Source organism: Paraburkholderia fungorum (assembly GCF_902833645.1).
Lineage (GTDB): Bacteria > Pseudomonadota > Gammaproteobacteria > Burkholderiales > Burkholderiaceae > Paraburkholderia > Paraburkholderia fungorum.
In genome coordinates, this window is record NZ_CADFGE010000007.1 from 169,933 (window position 1) to 190,005 (window position 20,073).

General features: G+C 63.7%; 16 protein-coding genes. 11 read left to right on the plus strand and 5 right to left on the minus strand.

The genetic code is table 11. The annotated features are described in order from the left end of the window. Nucleotides 1-513, plus strand: a complete 513-nt coding sequence (locus tag HWX91_RS22045; protein WP_028196767.1) for a chalcone isomerase family protein — start codon at nt 1-3, stop codon at nt 511-513. A 10-nt stretch (nt 514-523) separates the two neighbouring features. Here HWX91_RS22045 and HWX91_RS41225 read toward each other — a convergent pair whose 3' ends face one another. Further along, nucleotides 524-871, minus strand: coding sequence for a ferritin-like domain-containing protein (locus tag HWX91_RS41225; RefSeq protein WP_306303610.1), 348 nt, complete (start codon nt 869-871; stop codon nt 524-526). A 482-nt stretch (nt 872-1,353) separates the two neighbouring features. On the opposite strand from HWX91_RS41225, the gene map reads away from it, so the two are divergent. The 6 genes from map (at nt 1,354) to HWX91_RS22080 (ending at nt 5,767) form a co-directional block, all read left to right on the plus strand. Further along, entirely contained in the window at nt 1,354-2,139 is a 786-nt protein-coding gene (gene map / locus HWX91_RS22055; protein WP_028196768.1) for a type I methionyl aminopeptidase, read from the plus strand. A gap of 185 nt (nt 2,140-2,324) precedes the next feature. Continuing rightward, nucleotides 2,325-2,858, plus strand: coding sequence for a GNAT family N-acetyltransferase (locus HWX91_RS22060; RefSeq protein ID WP_028196769.1), 534 nt, complete (start codon nt 2,325-2,327; stop codon nt 2,856-2,858). Nucleotides 2,859-3,078: 220 nt separating this feature from the next. Then, nucleotides 3,079-3,927 carry a septum site-determining protein MinC gene (gene minC, locus HWX91_RS22065; protein WP_028196770.1) on the plus strand — a complete coding sequence of 283 codons (849 nt, stop codon included), beginning with the start codon at nt 3,079-3,081 and terminating at the stop codon, nt 3,925-3,927. Between the two features lie 104 nt (nt 3,928-4,031). After that, nucleotides 4,032-4,847: a septum site-determining protein MinD gene (gene minD / locus HWX91_RS22070; protein ID WP_006048490.1), complete on the plus strand. Its 816-nt coding sequence runs from the start codon at nt 4,032-4,034 to the stop codon at nt 4,845-4,847. Between the two features lie 14 nt (nt 4,848-4,861). After that, nucleotides 4,862-5,125, plus strand: coding sequence for a cell division topological specificity factor MinE (minE, locus tag HWX91_RS22075; protein WP_028196771.1), 264 nt, complete (start codon nt 4,862-4,864; stop codon nt 5,123-5,125). A 327-nt stretch (nt 5,126-5,452) separates the two neighbouring features. After that, on the plus strand, nt 5,453-5,767 hold the full coding sequence (locus HWX91_RS22080; protein WP_028196772.1) for a YXWGXW repeat-containing protein: 315 nt from the start codon (nt 5,453-5,455) through the stop codon (nt 5,765-5,767). A 215-nt stretch (nt 5,768-5,982) separates the two neighbouring features. On the opposite strand, the gene HWX91_RS22085 is transcribed toward HWX91_RS22080, so the two are convergent. Further along, nucleotides 5,983-7,398, minus strand: coding sequence for a chloride channel protein (locus HWX91_RS22085; protein WP_042275016.1), 1,416 nt, complete (start codon nt 7,396-7,398; stop codon nt 5,983-5,985). On the opposite strand from HWX91_RS22085, the gene HWX91_RS22090 reads away from it, so the two are divergent. The 3 genes from HWX91_RS22090 to HWX91_RS41130 all read left to right on the plus strand — a co-directional run bounded on the left by HWX91_RS22090 (nt 7,397) and on the right by HWX91_RS41130 (nt 9,479). Then, the gene (locus tag HWX91_RS22090; protein ID WP_156034521.1) at nt 7,397-7,549 is read left to right on the plus strand and encodes a hypothetical protein; all 153 of its coding nucleotides are present in this window, start codon (nt 7,397-7,399) and stop codon (nt 7,547-7,549) included. The two genes, HWX91_RS22085 and HWX91_RS22090, sit on opposite strands and share 2 nt — an antisense overlap. A gap of 61 nt (nt 7,550-7,610) precedes the next feature. After that, on the plus strand, nt 7,611-8,615 hold the full coding sequence (waaC, locus tag HWX91_RS22095) for a lipopolysaccharide heptosyltransferase I (RefSeq protein WP_028196774.1): 1,005 nt from the start codon (nt 7,611-7,613) through the stop codon (nt 8,613-8,615). A gap of 732 nt (nt 8,616-9,347) precedes the next feature. Further along, complete coding sequence (locus tag HWX91_RS41130) at nt 9,348-9,479, plus strand: hypothetical protein (protein ID WP_255246783.1); 132 nt, start codon at nt 9,348-9,350, stop codon at nt 9,477-9,479. A gap of 172 nt (nt 9,480-9,651) precedes the next feature. On the opposite strand, the gene HWX91_RS22100 is transcribed toward HWX91_RS41130, so the two are convergent. The 3 genes from HWX91_RS22100 to HWX91_RS22110 form a co-directional block, all read right to left on the minus strand. Next, on the minus strand, nt 9,652-9,831 hold the full coding sequence (locus HWX91_RS22100; protein WP_028196775.1) for a hypothetical protein: 180 nt from the start codon (nt 9,829-9,831) through the stop codon (nt 9,652-9,654). 99 nt (nt 9,832-9,930) lie between these two features. Continuing rightward, on the minus strand, nt 9,931-11,238 hold the full coding sequence (locus tag HWX91_RS22105; RefSeq protein ID WP_028196776.1) for an MFS transporter: 1,308 nt from the start codon (nt 11,236-11,238) through the stop codon (nt 9,931-9,933). Between the two features lie 392 nt (nt 11,239-11,630). Then, nucleotides 11,631-12,101, minus strand: a complete 471-nt coding sequence (locus tag HWX91_RS22110) for an energy transducer TonB family protein (protein ID WP_042275028.1) — start codon at nt 12,099-12,101, stop codon at nt 11,631-11,633. A gap of 480 nt (nt 12,102-12,581) precedes the next feature. Between HWX91_RS22110 and HWX91_RS22115 the strand changes: the two genes are divergently transcribed. Further along, nucleotides 12,582-19,961, plus strand: a complete 7,380-nt coding sequence (locus HWX91_RS22115; RefSeq protein WP_028196778.1) for a non-ribosomal peptide synthetase — start codon at nt 12,582-12,584, stop codon at nt 19,959-19,961. The last annotated feature ends 112 nt before the right edge of the window (nt 19,962-20,073 follow it).

Sequence of the window (20,073 nt, forward strand, 5' to 3'; positions counted from 1 at the left end):
GTGCGCGCATTCGCGGCACTCGTGCTGGTGCTGTGGGCGACCGCCGCCAGCGCCGACTGGCTCGCTGACGTGCAGCCCGCGAAACTCGTGGGCGAGGGCGATTTCAGCGTGTTCGGCTTCAGGCTATACCGCGCGCAAATGTGGAGCGAACGCCTACCCGTCGACTACAACGAACGCTTCGCGTTGCATATCATTTACGCTCGCGGCATCGGGCGCGAGCGATTCGTCGATACCGGGATGAGCGAAATCAGGCGTCTCGCGAATGCACCGATTCCGGCGGACACATTGGCGCGCTGGCGTGCGGACATGATGCAGGCGCTGGTGGATGTCGGTCCAGGCGATCAACTAAGCGCGATCTATTTGCCGGGCAAAGGCGTGCGCTTTTACGCAGGCGACCGGATGACCGGCGAGTTCGACGACCTCGCTTTTGCACGCGCATTTTTCGGCATCTGGCTCGATCCGTCGACGCGCGCGCCGACGTTACGCAAACAGTTGCTCGGCGTGTCGCCATAGGACACAACGGCTACAGCAAAATGCCGGCGATTTGCAGCAGCAGAACAAGATTGAGCACCAGCACGGCGATCGTGCAGGCCACTGCGGCGATCGTGGTCGAGCGCCCGGTGGTCATGCTCGCGGGCAGCCCCAAACCGGTTGTGGCGTAGGTGTAGAACTGCGATTCGAGGTACTCCGGATTCAGCGCGAAGTTCAGTATTTCCGGGTCGCTCGGCGCGCTCTGGGCAGAGGCGATCGAGCCGGAGCCACTACCGCACGCACTGATCAGTGTCCCACCGACCAGACCCAGTGCGCCGGCGTTGCGGAAAAACTGTCTGCGTTGCAGACGCCGTTCTATCCGGTGGTCAAATGCATCGATAAGTTATGCTGATTTATTGCTGGACTCCGAGCTGGCTATGCTCCTCAGATGGTTCGCTGCCAATCCCATGGATTCGCGACGCGCACGCGCGGAAAGCGGTTACGCAGGCGATGCACCAACGCAAATCGCGGACGCAAAAAGAGACCTCGTTCTTCCGGGAAGAACTAAACGATGCAGGGGGAAGAAAGCGAGTCATCAACGCCCTTACGGAGCGAATGGGCTACCCGGTGCAAAGCCCACAAAAGATTTCCGTGTGCGCTTGCAGAATGAGGCGGTCTCGCTCGGGGTAGCCGGTCCGTGAGCGGTTCCGGAGCAGGCACCTGAATGGCCACACCGAGCGGCTCGTGAACAGCCCCTGAAAATCGCTCGAAATCGTGCGGGAAGCCGCCCGCGATGCAGATTCAGCCCGGCTCGCGGAGGCCGTCCGGCGATCCTCTGTACAATTGGGCGTTCGTCATCATCGACCCACCTCGACCGAATTCATGGCCATTACCTACAAGACTCCCGACGACATCGCCAAGCTGCGCATCTCCGGCCGCCTTGCGGCCGACGTGTTGGCGATGATCGGCGAGCACGTCAAGGCCGGCGTCTCCACCGACGAGCTCGACGCGCTGTGCAACGACTACATTGTCAATACGCAAAAGTCCATTCCGGCAAATGTTGGTTATTTGGGATTTCCGAAGACGGTCTGCACGTCCGTCAACCAGGTGGTGTGCCACGGTATTCCCAATCGCAGCGAAATCCTGAAAGATGGCGACATCATCAATATCGACGTTGCGATTATCAAAGACGGCTATTTCGGCGACACCAGCCGCATGTATTGCGTCGGCCAGCCGAGTACGGTGGCGCGCCAGCTGATCGACACGACCTATGAAGCCATGCTGGCCGGTATCCGCGAAGTAAAGCCGGGCGCCACGCTGGGCGACGTCGGCTACGCGATCCAGAAAATCGCGCAGCGCGACGGCTTCTCGATCGTGCGCGACTACTGCGGCCACGGCATCGGCAAGGTCTACCACGAAGACCCGCAGGTGTTGCACTACGGTCAGCCGGGGCAGGGCGTGCGTCTGAAACCGGGCATGGTCTTTACGATCGAACCGATGATCAACGCGGGCCGCGCCGGCACCGCGGTGCAGCGCGACGGCTGGACGGTGGTCACCAAAGACCGCTCCCTGTCCGCGCAATGGGAACACATGATCGCCGTGACTGAAGACGGCTATGAGTTGCTGACGCCGTGGCCGGACGGCACCGGCACTTACGAAGCGCCCTGAACGCATTGGCCGGCGCGCTTCGCGAGCCGGTTATCAAGGCGGTGGGCGGGTGAATGGCCGCGCAATCGGCGCGCGGCGCCAACGCCAGGGAGCGGCGCCACGGTCCGATCCAGTAAATAAGCATTTGACTCGCGCGCCGGTTCGGTTAAAGCTATGCGTTAGGGTTTCAAGGGGTTTTCGTCTGCATGAGTCCGTCATTGACCGTTCGCCGTATCGCCGCTGATCAGGGCGCCGTTTTCCGCGAACTCCGCACTGCGTCGTTGCGGGAGGCGCCCTATGCCTTCGGCGAAACGCTCGAGGACGCGTTGTCGGCGGATGCCGCCACGTTCGACGCCACCGCTGCCGAACACGCCGTTTCGTTTATCGCCACCAGTTTCATTCTCTATACCGAAGGCCATCCGGCCGGACTGATCGAAGCACATTTCGACGATACGGCGGCGCGCCGCGCGTTCGTCTGCGAGTTGTGGGTCGCGCCGGCCGTGCGTCATCTGCGCGGCGGCGAGTTGCTCGTCGACACCGCCAGCGCCTGGCTCGCCGGCGAAGGCGCGATGGAAATCTACGCGTGGGTCGCCGACGCCAACCGCAATGCAATGCGTTTTTACGAGGCGCTTGGCTTCGGTCCGACCGGCGAGCACCGCCGTGTCGCACGTGCGCCCGAGCAGGCCGAAAGCCTGCTGGTGCGCCACGTGCCGACCACGTCGCAGGTGTTTCAGCAGTGATCTCACGAGCGGCGCGTCAGCCTGCCGCTCACATCCCTTCCGCGTCGCCGCAGCGTTCATGGCCGGGTTCATGGCCAAATGAGCGCCCCAAGCGCGGCCTGAACGGCCGAGGCGTGGCTATGTCACGGGTATTCAGGCCGCGGGGGCGCGTTCTCCCGGCAAAAAAACTCGCTCCCCGCCTGTACGCCTGTAAAATACGCAAAATTTTTTGCCGAACGCTATGTCGCCCAAGAAATCGCCCTTTTTCGAACTCCGCAGCGGCTCTGTCGACACGCTCCTGTTTGTGGTCAAGACAACCGACCTCGATGCAATGCGCGCCGAACTGACCCGGCGCTTCGAGGCGACCCCCGAATTTTTCGCTAACGACGTCGTCGCGATCGACGTGCGTCGGCTCGCCGACAACGAACGCGTGCCGCTCGCCGACATCGCGCAACTGCTCGACAGCGTGCGCATGCGTCCGGTCGGCGTGGTCGCCAACGCTCAGCAGACGTGGGCGGCCGAATCCGCGCTGCCGCTGCTCGAAGCGCGCGACCGCCGCGGCGCCGCCGCAAAATCCGCTGACGAAGAAAGCGCCAATCCCGCTGTTGCGGCGCCGGTGGCCACCGCCGCGACCGCCACGCCGCCGGCCGATCTGTTTGCCGACGCCGGCGGGGCGCCGGAAAACGGCACCCCGGCCACGGCCGCCGCAGTCGAGCCGGCGCCCGCTGCCGAGCCCGTCCGTCTCGCCACCTCGTCGCAAACCATGGTGGTCGACAAGCCGCTGCGCTCAGGCCAGCGCATCTACGCAAAGGGCGATCTGGTCGTGCTCGGTCTGGTGAGCTACGGCGCGGAAGTCATCGCGGAAGGCAACATCCACATTTACGCGCCGCTGCGCGGCCGGGCACTGGCCGGCGTGCAGGGCAATCACGACGCGCGCATTTTCTGCACGTGTCTCGAACCGGAACTGATCTCGATCGCGGGCATCTATCGTACGACCGAGAACCCGCTGCCGGCCGATGTGCTCGGCAAGCCGGTGCAGATCTGGCTCGAAGAAGAAAAACTGATGATCGAACCACTGCGGCTCACCTGATCGGCGTGGTGCGCACGCTGCCCTGAACCATCACGGCAGGCGGCGTTCCACGGCAAAGCGGGCCGCACATAATTGACGAATTTGACGAACACAAGGTAAGGGTAATGGCAAAAATCATTGTGGTGACTTCGGGCAAGGGTGGCGTGGGCAAGACGACCACGAGCGCGAGTTTTGCATCGGCCCTCGCTCTGCGGGGCAGCAAAACCGCCGTGATCGACTTCGACGTCGGCCTGCGTAACCTCGACCTCATCATGGGCTGCGAGCGCCGGGTGGTGTACGACCTGATCAACGTGATTCAGGGCGAAGCGAACCTCAACCAGGCGCTGATCAAGGACAAGAAGTGCGAGAACCTCTTTATTCTCCCGGCTTCGCAGACGCGCGACAAAGACGCGCTGACCATGGAAGGCGTCGAGAAGGTCATCAACGACCTGATCGCAATGGACTTCGAATTCATCGTCTGCGACTCGCCGGCCGGTATCGAATCGGGCGCACTGCTTGCCATGCATTTCGCTGACGAAGCGCTGATCGTGACGAATCCGGAAGTCTCCTCGGTGCGTGACTCGGACCGCATCCTCGGCATTCTGTCGTCGAAGACCAAGCGCGCGATCGAAGGCAAGGAGCCGATCAAGGAACACCTGCTGATCACCCGCTACAACCCGAAGCGCGTCAGCGAGGGCGAAATGCTGTCGCTGACCGACATCCAGGAAATTCTGCGCATCGACCTGATCGGCGTGATTCCGGAATCGGAAGCGGTGCTGCACGCGTCGAACCAGGGGCTGCCGGCGGTCCACCTCGACGGTACCGACGTCGCCGAAGCCTATAAAGATGTCGTGTCGCGTTTCCTCGGCGAGCAGAAGTCGCTTCGCTTTACCGATTACCAGAAGCCAGGGCTGCTGCAGCGCCTCTTCGGCACCAAGTAAGGGGAGCGCACGTAATGTCGATTCTTTCGTTTTTGCTGGGCGAGAAGAAGAAATCCGCGTCGGTAGCGAAGGAACGCCTGCAGTTGATCATCGCGCACGAGCGCGCCGGCGGCCATGCGCCTGCCGATTACCTGCCTGCGTTGCAACGCGAACTGGTGGCCGTGATTTCAAAGTACGTGAAGATCTCCAACGACGATATTCGCGTGAGCCTGGAGCGCCAGGACGATCTTGAAGTGCTCGAGGTCAAGATTGAAATACCGCAGGCGGGTTCCGCGTAACGCGCTGCGCGCTCTGCTTCGTTGTGTCGATCCGACGTGACGGGATGGGGCGCGTAGACGCTGTCCTCCCGGTGGTGTCCTTCTGCTGTTCAATTAGACGCGCGGATGTGGGTTCTACGCGCCGTCTGCCTCTTTATCCTCTGTTTGCTGCCCGAACGCGCCGCGCCGTTGTGCATGGCCGCGTATGTCCGCACGTGGCTATGCCGTGCGGCGAAATAATCCGTTGCACTTCAGCGTGTGCCGTTACACGGCGGCAGTCAGCGCTTTTGATCCCTCGCGCATTAAACGGATAACGCCGGATTCGGTGTCCAACTACAGAGGGAAAACATGAACAAGACCTTTCGCTTGCTGATCGCCAACGCTGTGCTGATCGCCGCTGGTGCATCCGCCATCGCGTCCGCTTCGGCCGCAGAAGTCGTTGTGATCGCACCGTCCGCACCGCCGGCCGTGCGCTACGAAGCCGTGCCGGCGCCGCGCGTCGGCTACGTGTGGGATCACGGTCACTGGCGCTGGGATCACGGCCGCTATGTGTGGGTGGCGGGCCACTGGCAAGCCGAGCGTGTCGGCTTCCACTGGGTGCCGGGCCACTGGGTCCAGCACGGTCCGAACTATCGCTGGGTCGAAGGCCACTGGGCGGCTTAAGTCCTCAGACGCCAGCACTGTCCGGCACGGCGCGGTTGACCGCGTTCGTGCCGTTCTCTCCAGTTTGACGACTCAGGCGCCGCGCTCGCCTGCGTTTCTCAGGAACACGTGATGAAAAAGAATCTGCTTCTGATCGCCGCATTGGCGGTCGTGCTGGCCGGCTGCGTAGTGGTGCCGGCGCGGCCAGTTTATGTGCACGCGCCGGGGGTGGTTGTTTACTGACGCGGGGCGCCGTCTTCAGCACGAGTACCGTCGTCGGTCTCATCGGCGACTGCGGCCTCGGGCGCCTCGACTTCGGGAACTTCCGGCACCGGTGCTGGGGCGGGCTGTGGCAGCGGCGCCATATAGCGTTCCGCCAGCGACTCGTACAACGGCGGTGCGAGCAAACGCGATACGCGGCTCGCGATCAACGCGGTGGCCATCAGCGAGATCACCAGCGCATGACCATCGATCATCTCCATCACGATCACGAATGAGGTGATCGGCGACTGCGTGACGGCCGCCAGATAGCCCACCATCGCGAGGGCGATCAGCATGGGCAATTGCATCGAGCCGAACACCATGTGCAGCAGATTGCCGAAGCCCGCGCCGATCGACAGCGACGGCGCGAAGATCCCGCCTGGAATACCCGGCAGATAAGAGCCGACCATCGAGATCATCTTCAGGAACGGATAGAACACCGACAGGTGCTCGTGTCCGTCGAGCAATCCGCGCGCTTCCGCGTAGCCGCTGCCGAAGGTCGTGCCGCCGGAGACGAGGCCGACCACTGCGATCAGGAAGCCGCACAACGCGGCGAATGCGACCGGCCGCTCGCCGTGCAACTGACGCAGCGGCGCGGGAATCCAGCGTGCGGTGTTCAGCAGCAGCCAGCCGAACACGCCGCCCGCAATCCCGGTGACGATTGCCGTGAGCACGACGGCTACCGCCAGCAGATCGGGGAAATGCGCGCCGATCTGAATGGTGCCGAAATAGGTGTAATTGCCGTTCAGGCCGAGCGCGATCACACCGGCAATGATGATTGCCGTGATTAGCACGCCGCTCGCGCGGGCTTCGAAGCTGCGGGTGAGCTCTTCGATTGCGAACACGATGCCTGCCAGCGGCGTATTGAATGCCGCGGACAAGCCCGCTGCCGCGCCCGCGAGCACCAGTTGCCGTTCGATCAGCGCATTCGAGCGCGGGTAGAGCCGCCGCAGGTTGAACATCAGTGCCGCGCCGACCTGCACGGTGGGTCCTTCGCGGCCGATCGTGAAGCCGCCGAGAATGGCCAGAAACGATACGGCGATCTTGCCGAACAGAATCCTGAACGACAGCAGCCGTGCGCCGTATTCGCCGGGCCTGGCATGCAGGGTGGCGATGACTTGAGGAATACCGCTGCCTTCGGCGCCGCGAAAGAACTTGCGCGTGAGCCAGACAGCGAGCGCGGCGACCGCGGGCGTGACGATCAACGGCGCCCATACGTGCTGATGCTGCATGGCGCGAAATGCGCCGTAGCCCCAGTCGATTAGCCTCGCATACAGAACCGCCACCAGACCGACCGCGATCGCGCCGAGCCAGAAGACGCCGTATTGTCGCCACAGGCGTCTGGCGCGACGCACGATGCTGGAAGAGCGCGGAGGGAAAGCCCGGGACATGACGGATGTGCTGGCGCAAAGGGTGGATTATAAAGCGTGCCGCATCGACGAACGCTATGAAGGCGATCTGAAAATATGTAAAGAAAATATTTGTAAGTTTTCCAGCGTAACGGTCTGTATTGATGACCGGATTGCGCCCTGTGGCGTTTAGCAAAGATTATTCCCATCGTCGGCTAAAATAGTTTGACGTTCGAACAACTAACAGGTCCTCAATGAAACGAGTTCTTATCGTCAAGGTCACTTCACTCGGCGATATCGTGCAGGCGTTGCCGGTCGTTGCCGACATTAAACGCGCTTTTCCCGGCGTTGCAGTAGATTGGGCGGCCGACGAAGCATTCGCCGAAGTGGTGCATTGGAGCGAAAGCGTGGACCGCGTGCTTTGCGCCCCGCTGCGCCGCTTCAAGAAGGCGCGCCGCTGGAGCGATTTCAAGGCGATCGCGGCGTCGATCGCCGAATTGCGTGCCTACCGCTACGACTTCATCATCGACATTCACGGGGTGTACAAGAGCGCGATCATCGCCTTTCTGGCTCGCTCGTCTAAACGTATTGGCTATCAGTCCCGGGATCTGGGAGAGCGCGGCGCTGCATTTGCCTACACCGGGCGTTTCGGTCCCAGGCCGTCCTGCGATGCATGGCATGGCATGCGCATCAGCGCGGGTGAGGCGCTCGGCTATGAGGTCGAGGGGCCGCCGGCCTACAATCTGCGCCTGCCCGCACCGGCCGGGCTGCCGTTCGCGGCTAGCGGCGCCCCGGTCGCGGCGCTCTTTCATGCCACCTCCAAAGACGACAAGAAGTGGCCGCTGTCCCATTGGGGGGCGGTCGGGCGTGAGTTGGTGCAGCGTGGTTTTCAGGTGGTGTTGCCGTGGGGCTCGGAACGCGAGCGTGCCGAGGCGGAACAGATCGCGTCACAGGTGCCGGGTTCGACCGTCCTGCCGAAACTGAGCGTGACCGAAATCGCGCAGATGATCGACGGCTGCGCGCTGGTGGTCGGGGCCGATACGGGGCTCGTTCATCTGGCGCATGCATTGCAGAAGCGCACAGTCATGATTTTTGTGGCGACTTCGCCGGCGCATTGCGGCATCGACGCGCCGTTCCGCTCGATTTCGATCGGTGACGGCCGGTCAGTCCCAGCGGTCGCCGAGGTGCTGAAGGCGATCGATTACGTGCAGGGCGAATCGCACCCCGTTGCCATGCAGCACGGATCAGCCGCGGCCTGAGCGTAATTTCGCCGCGCTTTTGCGCAATCGTTTGGCTAATCGTTCGGTCAAAAGAAAAGAGGCGCGACGCACAGTCGCCCAATCAAACGAGCGCTGCCACGGAACGCCTCCGAAAAACGCCCGCGTCGGGGAACTACGGGCGAAGAGGAATCACTTCAATGAACAAACTGACTCAGACACCGGGCGACCACCTCGGGTGATCGACCCAGTCCTAAACAGACCGCCGGCCGGCGGTCGAGTTCAATCACGCATTCATTGAGGCATGCCGCGCGCGTGCGGTGAGATTCGTCGGCCGCTTACCAGTGTCCCGATGCCGGTCTTTGACGACCGCGCTCTGCACCTGGACCAACCATTGCGCATTACATACCTGTTAAATCTGTCGCTTTTCGTAGGGCGCCTAATTGGCTGTCCGCGCGGTTTCGCGCGCGGTTGCCGGCCTGGTTACGGCACGTGAAGCGCCGATTCAATACTCGCCGTCCGCGTTCCGGTCCGCGCGTCCGCCACGGACAAGGCTTGCACGTGGCTCGCATATCCAACCCAGTATAGGTGCTGTTTTCCTCTGATGTGAATCTGTTCACGCGATGGCTTGGCGCAGCCGGATTTAGGGGCGCAAACGTGTAACACACACGTGATCTTCCCTTACAAATGGCAACGGTCGCGGGAGGCAGGGTCGTGTTCAATCGAGTCATTCGGGGTTTCGGCTCGAATGAATCTGACTCGAAGGAGAACAATATGAAACGCTTAATCCTGACCCTGATCGCAGGCACGCTGCTGGCAACGGCGCTTGGGGGCTGCATCGTTGCACCGGCGCCTGGCTATTACTACGGCGGCGGCTACTACCATCACGGCTACTACTACCGGTAATGGCTTGCGGCCCGGATTGGGCCAGACGCAGCACCTGATCCTGACGGCTGCCGCTCACCGGCATCGGCGAGGGCAGCCGTTCAACGGCTTCTTTGGATGAGTTCAGACGCAGGCCGCGCTCGACCGGCCATGGCGCGCGGGCACTGGCACTGGCGCCGGTATGGTCGACTGCTCAGGCAAGCAGCATTTCAAAAGCAATCACTGCGGTAATCGCGGCTGCGTTCGCGGCGAGCGCTTCCACAACGATGCCCTTCCACGTCGCGGGACGAAAGCGCAAAGCCAGCAGCAGCGAACATAGCAGCGCCAGCGCGATGATCATCACGATATCCGCGTTGTGAAGGTGAATATTCATCAGAGCCTCCCTGCTTGCCTTAGGGTTATTTATTTCGAGTATAGGCAAGTCAAAAAGACGCGCAAGGCAGGGAATTTACCCAGCGCGTCTTCGCTCCCGTTACATCAAGTGCGCATCGCGCGTCTCGCGCATGCATAGCACGCCGAGCATGCTGACGGCCGCCGCGATCGACACATACGCGCCCACCCAGGGCAGCCCGCCGTGCGCGGCCAGCACCTGTGCGATATACGGCGCGACGGACGCACCGAGAATCCCGCCGAGGTTGTACGACACGCCTGCACCGGTATAGCGCACGTTGGTCGGAAACAGTTCCGGCAGCAGCGCGCCCATCGGGGCGAAAGTCACCCCCATCAGGAACAGCTCGATCACGAGGAACAGCAGCACCAGCGGCATCTGCCCGCTGCCGAGCAGCGGCGCCATCGTGAAGCCCGACAGGATCGCCGCGATGATGCCGACGATCAACACCGGTTTGCGGCCATAACGGTCGCTCGCCCAGGCCGACAGCGGCGTGGCGAGCGCCATGAACACGACCGCGATGCACAGCATGCCGAGGAAAGTCGGCCGCGGAATATGCAGCACCGACACGCCGTACGACAGCGAAAACGTGGTGGCGTTGTAGAACAGCGTGTAGCAGACCACCATGGCGAGCGCGCCGAGCAGAGTCGGCATCCAGTGCTGCGAGAGCAGGGTGGCGATCGGCACCTTCACGCGCTCCTCGCGCTCGATGGCTGCCTGGAAGGCCGGCGTCTCGGCGATCTTCAGGCGCACGTACAAGCCGAGCGCAACCAGCACCGCGCTGACGAGGAACGGCACGCGCCAGCCCCAGCTGCGGAATTGCTCGTCGCTCAATGACAGGGCCAACGCGAAGAACAGGCCGTTGGACGCCAGAAAACCGATCGACGGCCCGAGTTGCGGAAACATCCCGAACCAGCCGCGTTTGCCGGCCGGCGCGTTCTCCGTGGCGAGCAGCGCCGCGCCGCCCCATTCGCCCCCAAGGCCGATACCCTGGCCGAAGCGCAAGATGCACAGCAGGATCGGCGCGAGGCTGCCGATCGAGTCGTAACCGGGCACGAATCCGATCAGCGTGGTCGATACCCCCATCACCAGCAGCGAAGCCACCAAGGTCGATTTACGGCCGATCCGGTCGCCGAAGTGACCGAACAGGAACGAGCCGATCGGGCGCGCGACGAACGCAATGCCGAACGTGACGAAAGCCGATAAAGCCTGGGCCGTCGCCGAGCCGTGCGGGAAAAATACCGGCCCGATGACGAGCGCCGCGGCGGTCGCGTAGACGTAGAAATCGTAGAACTCGATCGCGGTGCCGATGAAGCTCGCGAAGATGATCCGCGCGCTGCTGTTCTGCCCGCTCGAATGGGGCTGGGCCGCGGAAATCGGCGAAGTGGACATGCAGGGTCTCCGAGTGTCGTGATGCCGTTGGACGCCGTACTTTTATGTGCGGGCGGCGCGTGATCAGCCGGCATCTTTGTTTAGGTTCGTGCGCTTCGGCGCGTCTTGCTGGCGTTTGAAGCCATGCCCGGCGCGGGCGACGATGCGACAGCTTACAACGGCAGCAGTGAGCCGTCAGCGTCGTTCGTATGTCAGGCAGGCGGCCTGCGCGGGTCGCGCGGCGTTGCTGCAATCGGGCGCGCGCCGCACCAACGGGTAAGCGGGCGGCGCGCGCCATGCCGGAGGGATCCGGCTTGGGGAATCGGAAAATTATAGCGAGCGGGCGCACAACGGAGCAAGGCAGGGTGAGGCCGGTCTCGCGTCCTGCCGCTTTCGCTGCGTCGGCGCTGCGTTTACTCGATGGTTTGCGCTTGCGGCGAGGCGAACTCGCGCAACTGGAATTTGCCGTTGTCGTTGAAGAGCCAGTCCTCGAACAGTTCGAGCTGCCCGCGGCCATTCAGCAATGCGCCAGGTGGTTGCGGCAGCGGCGAGGCGCGCCGCAAGGTGGCGAGCGCGGTGCTCTCGGCTTCGTCGTCGCCATTGGTCCGATACACCGACGACTGCAGCACCTGGCCATTGCGATCCACCGTGAACGACACCACCACCAGCGAGCGCAGCATGGCTTGCGGTGTGCCGTGCAGCACATATGACGGACTGCGTTCGATGATGCGTCTGGCGACCGCGCCGCGGTATTGATCGAGCGTCGCGCTATTGACGGCGGCGGCCGGCGTGATGACGAGCGGCCGATCGGGCGGTGTGATGGTGCAGCCCGCCATGACCGCAAGCACCAGCGTCGACGCTACGGTCAAAACGGATACCGACATCGCCCGATGCGCCTGCAATAGCGATCCGCCGACGCGGCAAGCGCAGGGCCCGGTCAAGCGGCGAAGGTGACGCATACCGATGAGCATCGTTGTGGAAAGCATTGGGACAGGGTCTAACTTGATGGTAGTCAAAAAGCGCCAGGATGCAATTGTCGTTCGCCCTGTATGCCGGTCCGGTGCCCCGCAGTCCGGTTCGCCTACGCGGTGCGCGTGATGTTCTTTCCATTGCCTTTCTGTCGTCTGCATGAGCGCATTCAGTCTGATGCGATCCGCCTGACATAAACCGTGTTTGATCAACGAGTGTTAATACCGATCCACACACAGCAGGAGTTCTAAGAGTTTTCCTATGGTGACGACAACTTCACGTCAATAGCGTGGGCCCGACCATCTGGCGAAGCGCCGCGGCGCGGTCACGAGTCGCGCGCGGCCGGCGCTTGTGCGAGCCGATCGGCCCCGTCCACCCCGACAACGAGGTATCGTTTGGAACACACTTCCTTTGCGCTGACGCGCACGCAATCCCGCACCCTGGCGCATGCCGCCGCAGGCCCCAATCTCTGTGCCGTCTACCGGATCGACGGCTGTCCCGACATCGAGCGGCTTTCCGCTGCCGTGACACAGCTGGTGGCGCACTGCCGGCCGCTTGCGTACCGGCTCGTCGACACCGAACAGGGCACGCACTGGGTCATCCGCCGCGATGCGCGAGCACAGTTGAACGTGATTGATCTCGACCGGCGTGACGAGTGTGACGAAGCCGCTGCGCTGTCGTTGATCGACGGCCTGTGCGCGCGTCGCTTCCGGCTGGACGCCGGGCTGCCGTGGGCGTTCACGCTGCTGCGCGCCGGCAACCAGAGTTACCTCGTGTTCGCCTGCCATCCTGCTCTGCTCGACCGTTTTTCGCTGAGGCCGTTGTTCGATGCGCTTTCGCGGATCTATCGCGGCACAGCGCCGCTCGCACCGCTCGGCATCGATCAGCAAGGCCTGCTCGACGCCGAGCGTGAGCTCCTCGCGAATGACCGTTTGCAGACCGGCCTCGATTTCTGGATTGGCCAACTGGGCGACGCTTCGTTCGAATGGCACGCGCCGTGCACGCAAAATGCGCTCGCCGACAGCAGCTTTACGCTGCGCCTCGATGCGCGGACAGGCGCCGCTTTACGCAGTGAGGCCCATACGCTCGGCGTCGCCCCCGATCTGCTGATCAAACTGTGTGTTCACGTGCTGCTGCGCCGCATGACCGGCAGCCGCGCGGTGCTTACCGCGCATCACCAGCGCGGCCGCTGTCAACGCGACGAGACGATCGGTTTCGACGAACGGCGGCGCTTCCTGAAAACCGACTTCGACGACACGATGACGCTGCGGCAGTTTCTACGGCACGCGGCGGCGCGCGCCGAGATGGCGGATTTTCACGCCGAACTTCCGGCGTTTGAGGTGCTGCACGACATCGAGCGGCGCGAACCGGGTTTCGTGCGCGCGACCAACGTGGTGTGCGAGACCGACAGCTTGCCCTACGACGCACTCGTGCTCGGCACCTTGTCCGCGACCTTGCTGGCGCCGTACTCGCGCCGTTTCTCGCACGAGGACATCGGCGTCTACCTCGACCTGCGCGAAGAGATCGCGTTGCACGTGCATAGCCGCTATCCCCAGCAACTCGACGGGCTGCGTCTCGCGTTCGGGCATCTGACGGCGCTGCTCGGGCGCGTCGGCGAGAGTCTCGGGCAGAGGGTCGATGCGATCGATCTGTATACGCCGGTGTTGCGGCGCCATTGCGCGGCGTGGTCCGACGGCGGTTCGCTTGCCGCACCCGCGCGGGACGTGGTCGATCTGTTCGCGCAGGCGGCCCGCGAGCACGCCGCGCGTCCCGCGGTCAGCGGCCCGGACGCTGCGTTCACCTACGCGCAACTGGCGCTCGCCACCGAACGTGTGAGCGCAGCCTTGGCCGCGCTTGAACCGCACGCGCCGAATGCGCCAAATGCCCCGAATGCGCCGGACACGGCTGATGGACGGGACGCGTTGATCGGCATCTGCATTTCGCGTGGCGCGAGCATCGTTCCGGCCATGCTCGGCGTGCTCACCCATGGCGCGGGCTACCTGCCGCTCGACCCGCAGATGCCGGATGAGCGCTTGCGCTACATCGTCAAGGATGCGCAACTGCGCGCCGTGATTGTCGATGCGGCAACCCATGAGCGTTTGAGCGCGCTGGTCGATTGCGCGCTATACCGGATCGACGATCTGCTAAAAGGCCCGGCGGCCGGGGTGACCGGATCGGCTTTCGCGCGAGGCGCGCCGCTCGATCCGCAACGCACCGCCTACGTGATCTACACCTCGGGCACGACGGGCAAACCCAAGGGCGTGGTCATCGAGCGCGGCATGCTGGCGCATCTGATCGCCTCGCTGACGGGCCGCTACCGGCGTGACGCGAGCACGCGCTGGCTGCAGTTCGCATCCGTCAATTTCGACGCCAGCGTGCTGGAGATTTTCAATCCGCTGACGCACGGCGGCCATCTGATCGTCGCGCCCGAAGCGGTGCGCACCGATGCCGACGCACTGTCCGCCTTCCTCGAAGCCGAACGCATCACGCATGCGTTCCTGCCGCCGGCGATTCTGAAGCTGCTGCCGCGGCGCGCGCTGCCGCATCTGGACACGATTCTCTGCGGCGGTGAAGCGAGCGACGACGAGACGATCCGCTTCTGGTCCGGCATGCTGCGCCTGTCGAACATCTACGGCCCGACCGAGACCACCGTGATGGCGACCGAAAACACCTTCGACGGCGACAAGGCCGCCAATCAACTGGGCCATCCGTTGCCCGGCTATCAGATTCATCTGCTCGATGAGGAAGGCGAACCGGTGCCGCTCGGCGGCATCGGCGAGATCTGCATTGGCGGCGCGGCGGTTGCGCGTGGCTATCTGCTGCGGCCCGAGCTAACCGGGCAGAAGTTTCGGGCGAATCCGTTCGGCCCAGGACGTCTCTACCGCTCCGGCGACCTCGGCCGTTTTCAGCCGGATGGCGCGATCGAATTTCTCGGGCGCAGCGATTTTCAGGTGAAGATTCGCGGCTACCGGATCGAACTGGGCGAAATCGAGGCCAGCATCGTCGAACAACCGGAGGTACGTAGCGCCTACGTCGGCACCTGCGAACGGCAGGGTGGGACGGCCCTCGTGGCCTGGTATGCAGGGGCCGCGCTGGAGCCGGCGGTGCTGCGAAGTCGTCTTGCGCAACGACTCGCGCATTACATGGTGCCGGCCTTTCTGCTGCCGGTCGAGGCGCTGCCCTTGACGCTCAACGGCAAGATCGACCGCAGCAGATTGCCGGCGCCGCAAGCCGGTCCGGCCGACTCCGCGAAGCGCGCTTTCGACGCTTTCGAACTGGCCGTGCAAGCGATCTGGTCGGAGGTGCTGGGCGTGCCGCTCGACAGCGTCGGGGAGGACAGCCACTTCTTCCACCTCGGCGGCCACTCGCTGCTTGCCACACTTGTGTGCAATCGTGTCAGCGCAAGCCTGTCCGCACCAGTCAAGCTGAAGACGCTGTTCGAGCATCCGCAGTTCGACGCCTTTTGCACAAGCGCGCGGCAGGGCGTCGAAGCGGGCACCGCGCTGCCGCCGCTCGCCGCGCAAGCAGGTCCGCCCACGTCCGCGCCCGTGGCTAGCCGGCTCGTGCGGATGATGCACACCCGCGCGCTCGGCAAGCCTGCAGATAACGCGTACAACATCGTGATGCGGGTGGACTTCGACGGCGCAGCGAATCCGCTGCGCTTGCACCAGGCACTCGTCGGCGTATTCGCGCATAACCCGATCTTCACCGCGAGCTTCGCGGAACGCGGTGGACAGTTGTGGCTGCTCCCGGGCACTTCCGCCAAACTGACGAATTCGCCCGCGCCTATTTCCGTTGCTTTGGAGACCTGCGATGCCGGCGCGATCGAAGCGTATGCCGACGCCATGCGCGCAGTGAATTTGCCGCTCGACTGCGCGCCGTTGTGGCGTGCGCAATTGCTCATGTCCCCGCAAGAAAGCCGCACTACGTTGCTGCTCTGCATTCATCACGCGATTTTCGACGGCTGGTCGTTCAAACTGTTGCTCGACGAATTGACGTTGCGCTACGAAGGCCGGCCGGTTTCAGAAGAGCGGCTCTCGTGGTTCGACCACGGTCGCTGGGCGCAGCAATTAGTGCAATCGCCGCGTTTTGCCGCCGCGCGTGAGTACTGGACACGCAAGCTCGATGCGCTTGCCTTGCGCACCGAATTGCCGTTCGACGCATTGCAGCGCGAACCGAACGCCAACCGCTCGTTGGCGCTACATGTACGGCCGGCCCAGGTGCGGCGCCTGAAGCAGATTGCCGATGCGCACGACATGACGTTGCCGCCTCTGCTATTCGCGTTGTATCTTGTCTGGCTGTGGCGCGTGAGCGGCCAGCAGCAACTGGCCTGTGCCTATCCGTATGCGGGCCGCGATGTTCCGGGCAGCGAGCAGATCTACGGCATGTTCGTGTCGATGGCCGTGCTGGTGCAGCGCATCGACACGCGGCAAGGGTTCGGCGAACTGGCGCGCGCGGTGCAGCGGCAGATGCTCGACGACCGCGATCATCTGCTCGCCACGCCTTACGACACGGACAACGACCAGCTCGGCGCGCTGAACACGATCTTCAGTCTGCAAAACGGCATTGAGCTGAACGGCCACATCGGCGGAGCGGCCTATTACGCCGAGGAACGCCCTCCGCTGACGTCGAAAACGGACCTGTCGGCGATTTTCTATGTGCGGCCCGACGGCGGGCTGGATGGGCGCTTCGAATATGACAGTTCGGTGCTGCATGAAGCTTCGGTTGAGCGGATGGCGGAGGTGTTCATGACGCTTTGCGATGCCGCTGCTCGTCAGCCTGATACATCGGTCGGCCAACTTGCCTATCTGAGTGATGCGCAACATGCGCGGTGTTTGAGCTTCGCGTGCGGCGAGCCGCTGCCGGACGCACCGCAGTCGATCCCGGCGCGTTTCGCCGAGGTGGTCGCGGCACACGCATCGCGCGTTGCCGTGCGCTGTGGCGAGCAGCAGCTCAGCTATCGTGAACTCGACGCGCTCAGCGATGCTATCGCTCACGGCTTGGCAGCCCGCATGCCGGCCGGTGCGCGGATCGGTTTGAGCATGCAGAAGAGCGTCCTGCTGGTGGCTGCCGTGCTGGGCACGCTCAAAGCCGGTTGCGCGTATGTGCCGCTCGACCCGGCCTATCCCGCCGAACGTCTGCGCTACTTCGTCGAAAACTGTTCGGTCGATACGGTGCTCGCCGACGAACCGAGCCGCCTCGCGCTGGAGGCCGCCGGCCTCGGCGAATTGCACCAGATCGACCCGGCGCTGCTGGCGAAGCAGGTGGGGCAGCCGCACCGGCCGCAGACTGTGGTTCCCGAGACGCTCGCTTATGTGATCCACACGTCGGGCTCGACCGGCAAGCCGAAGGGTGTGCTGGTCGAACATCACAGCGTGGTTCGAATGGTGGCCGCGGCGAGTCGCGCGCTCGGCTATGCGCCGGGCAGTATCAGCACCCTGGCGGCGTCCACCAATTTCGACGCAAGCGTGCTCGATCTGTTTCTCGCGCTGCTGCACGGCGGCACGCTCATCGTGCTGCCGGAGCAGGCGCGCCGCGATCCGCGCCTGTTGCACAGCCTGCTGAAAGCGGAGCGCGTCACGCATGCTTCGCTTGCACCGGTCGTGGTTCAGGGCCTGCCGCGCGAGCCGCTGCCCGATCTGCAACTGCTTGGATTCGGCGGCGATACGCTGGACGAACCGAGCGCTGCCTGGTGGAGTGAACACACGCGGCTATTCAGCCTGTACGGCCCCACCGAAATCACCGTGATGGCCTCGTGCGGACAAGTCTTGCCGGGCGGGCCGAGCCGCATCATCGGCAAGCCGCTGCCGGGTTACCGGCTCTATCTGCTGAATGCGCAACGGCAATTGGCGCCGCCCGGCACGGTCGGCGAAATCTACATCGGCGGAGAAAATCTGGCGCGCGGCTACATCAACCAGTCGGCCATGACGATGGAACGGTTCGTGGTCGATCCGTTTCGCGATGCCCCATACGCGCTGATGTACCGGACGGGCGATCTCGGCCGTTTTCTGTCTGACGGCACGATCGAATACCTCGGCCGCAACGACGAGCAGGTCAAGCTGCGCGGTTTTCGCATCGAACTCGGCGAGATCGAGAATTGCATCGCGGCCGCGCCCGGTGTCGCGCATGCCGCGTGTCGCGTGTGGGGCGAAGGGGACGCGCGCTATCTGGCCGCGTACTACGTCGGCGTTGCCGGATCGGACGAAGACGGTGCGGTGCCGGATGAAGACACGCTGCGCCGCCATGTGTCGCAGGCGCTGCCCGACTACATGGTGCCGGCGTGTTTCATCCGGCTGGACGCGCTGCCGGCGTCGCCGAACGGCAAACACGATCGCAAGGCGTTGCCCGCGCCCCCACGTGCAAGCGGTACGCCGCCACGCGAAGGCGTCGAGCGTTGCATCGCCGAGATCTGGCAGACGCTGCTGCGTGTTTCCGGCATCGGCCGCGACGACAGTTTCTTCCGGCTCGGCGGCAATTCGATTCTGGCCGTGCGGATGCAGGCGCAATTGCGCGATACGCTCGGCATCGACTTCGCGATGGCTGCGTTCTACCGCTCGCCGACCATCGCGACGCTCGCGCACGGCGGTCACGAGGACATGATCGAGCGCGCGATTGCCGATGCGTCGACGCCTTTCGTTGTCGAGCATGCCGCGCCCGCTTGCTCTGACGCAGCCAGGCCAGCGCCGATTCGCACGATGCTGCTGACCGGCGCGAGCGGTTTCCTCGGCATTTACCTGCTGCACGCGTTATGCGCCCGGATCGGCAAGGTGATTTGCCTGCAACGCTGCGCGAGCGCCGATGCCGGACGCGCCGTATTGGAGGGGAAGGCGCGCGAGGCGGGGCTGGCGATCGACTTCAGCCGCGTCGAGGTGATTCCTGCCGATCTTGCCGCGCCGCAGCTCGGGCTCGACACATCGCGCTGGCGGCAACTCGCGGTGGAGGTCGACGCGATCCTGCACTGCGGCGCATTCGTCCATCACCTGCATAGCTACGAGGCGATGAAGGCTGCGAATGTCGGCGGCACCGAGGCTTTGCTGCGGCTCGCGCTGACTCAGCGGCAAAAGCCGTTCTGTTTTGTCTCGACGCTGTCGGTTGGCGAGATGCTGGAGGGCGCCGTGCGCATCGACGAGCAGGTGAGCAACGCGCGCCCGTTGCTGGATAACGGCTATCTGCTGACGAAATGGGTGGGCGAGCAACGGGTCGCGGAATGCGCACGCCGCTTCGGCTTGCCGGCGCTCATTGCACGACCCGGCAATATCACCGGCGACAGCCGCACCGGTTTTAGCAATTTCGCGCGCAACCATTTCTGGCTGTTCACCCAGGGCTGCTTGCAACTCGGTGCCTATCCGGAAACGGCGCGGGAAGTCGAAATGATGCCGGTCGATCAGCTCGCGAACGCGCTGACGGCAATGGTGTTGCACCCGCGTGCCGGCATCCGCGTGGCGAACCTGAACAATCCGTTCGCCCTGTCCCTGCGTCAGTGGTTTGCTGTGCTCGCTGCTTGTGGCTTGCATGCCGCAGCACAGGCGCCGGCAGACTGGCAGCGGCGTCTGGCGGGTCTCGATGCGTCGAACGGTTTGGCGCTGATTCGCGACTTCTATACCGGTGACCTTTCCGGCGCACCGTTGCCGGTCGAGCAGATCGACACGTTGACCGAACTGGCGCGGCACGGCGTGGCGTTGACAACCGACTACGGCGCGATGATCCGGCTTTACATCGGCTATCTGCGCGACGCGGGCTTTCTTACCCCGTTACCGGAGACGGTGGCGTTGTAACAGGCTGAAATATGACCGGATTTCTCTTCGGCTAAAACGAGCCTACACTTCGTTGGCCTCTTTCGAGAGGCATCGGTGGAAGTCTTTCATTTGGCCCGCTTCGCGCGGGCTT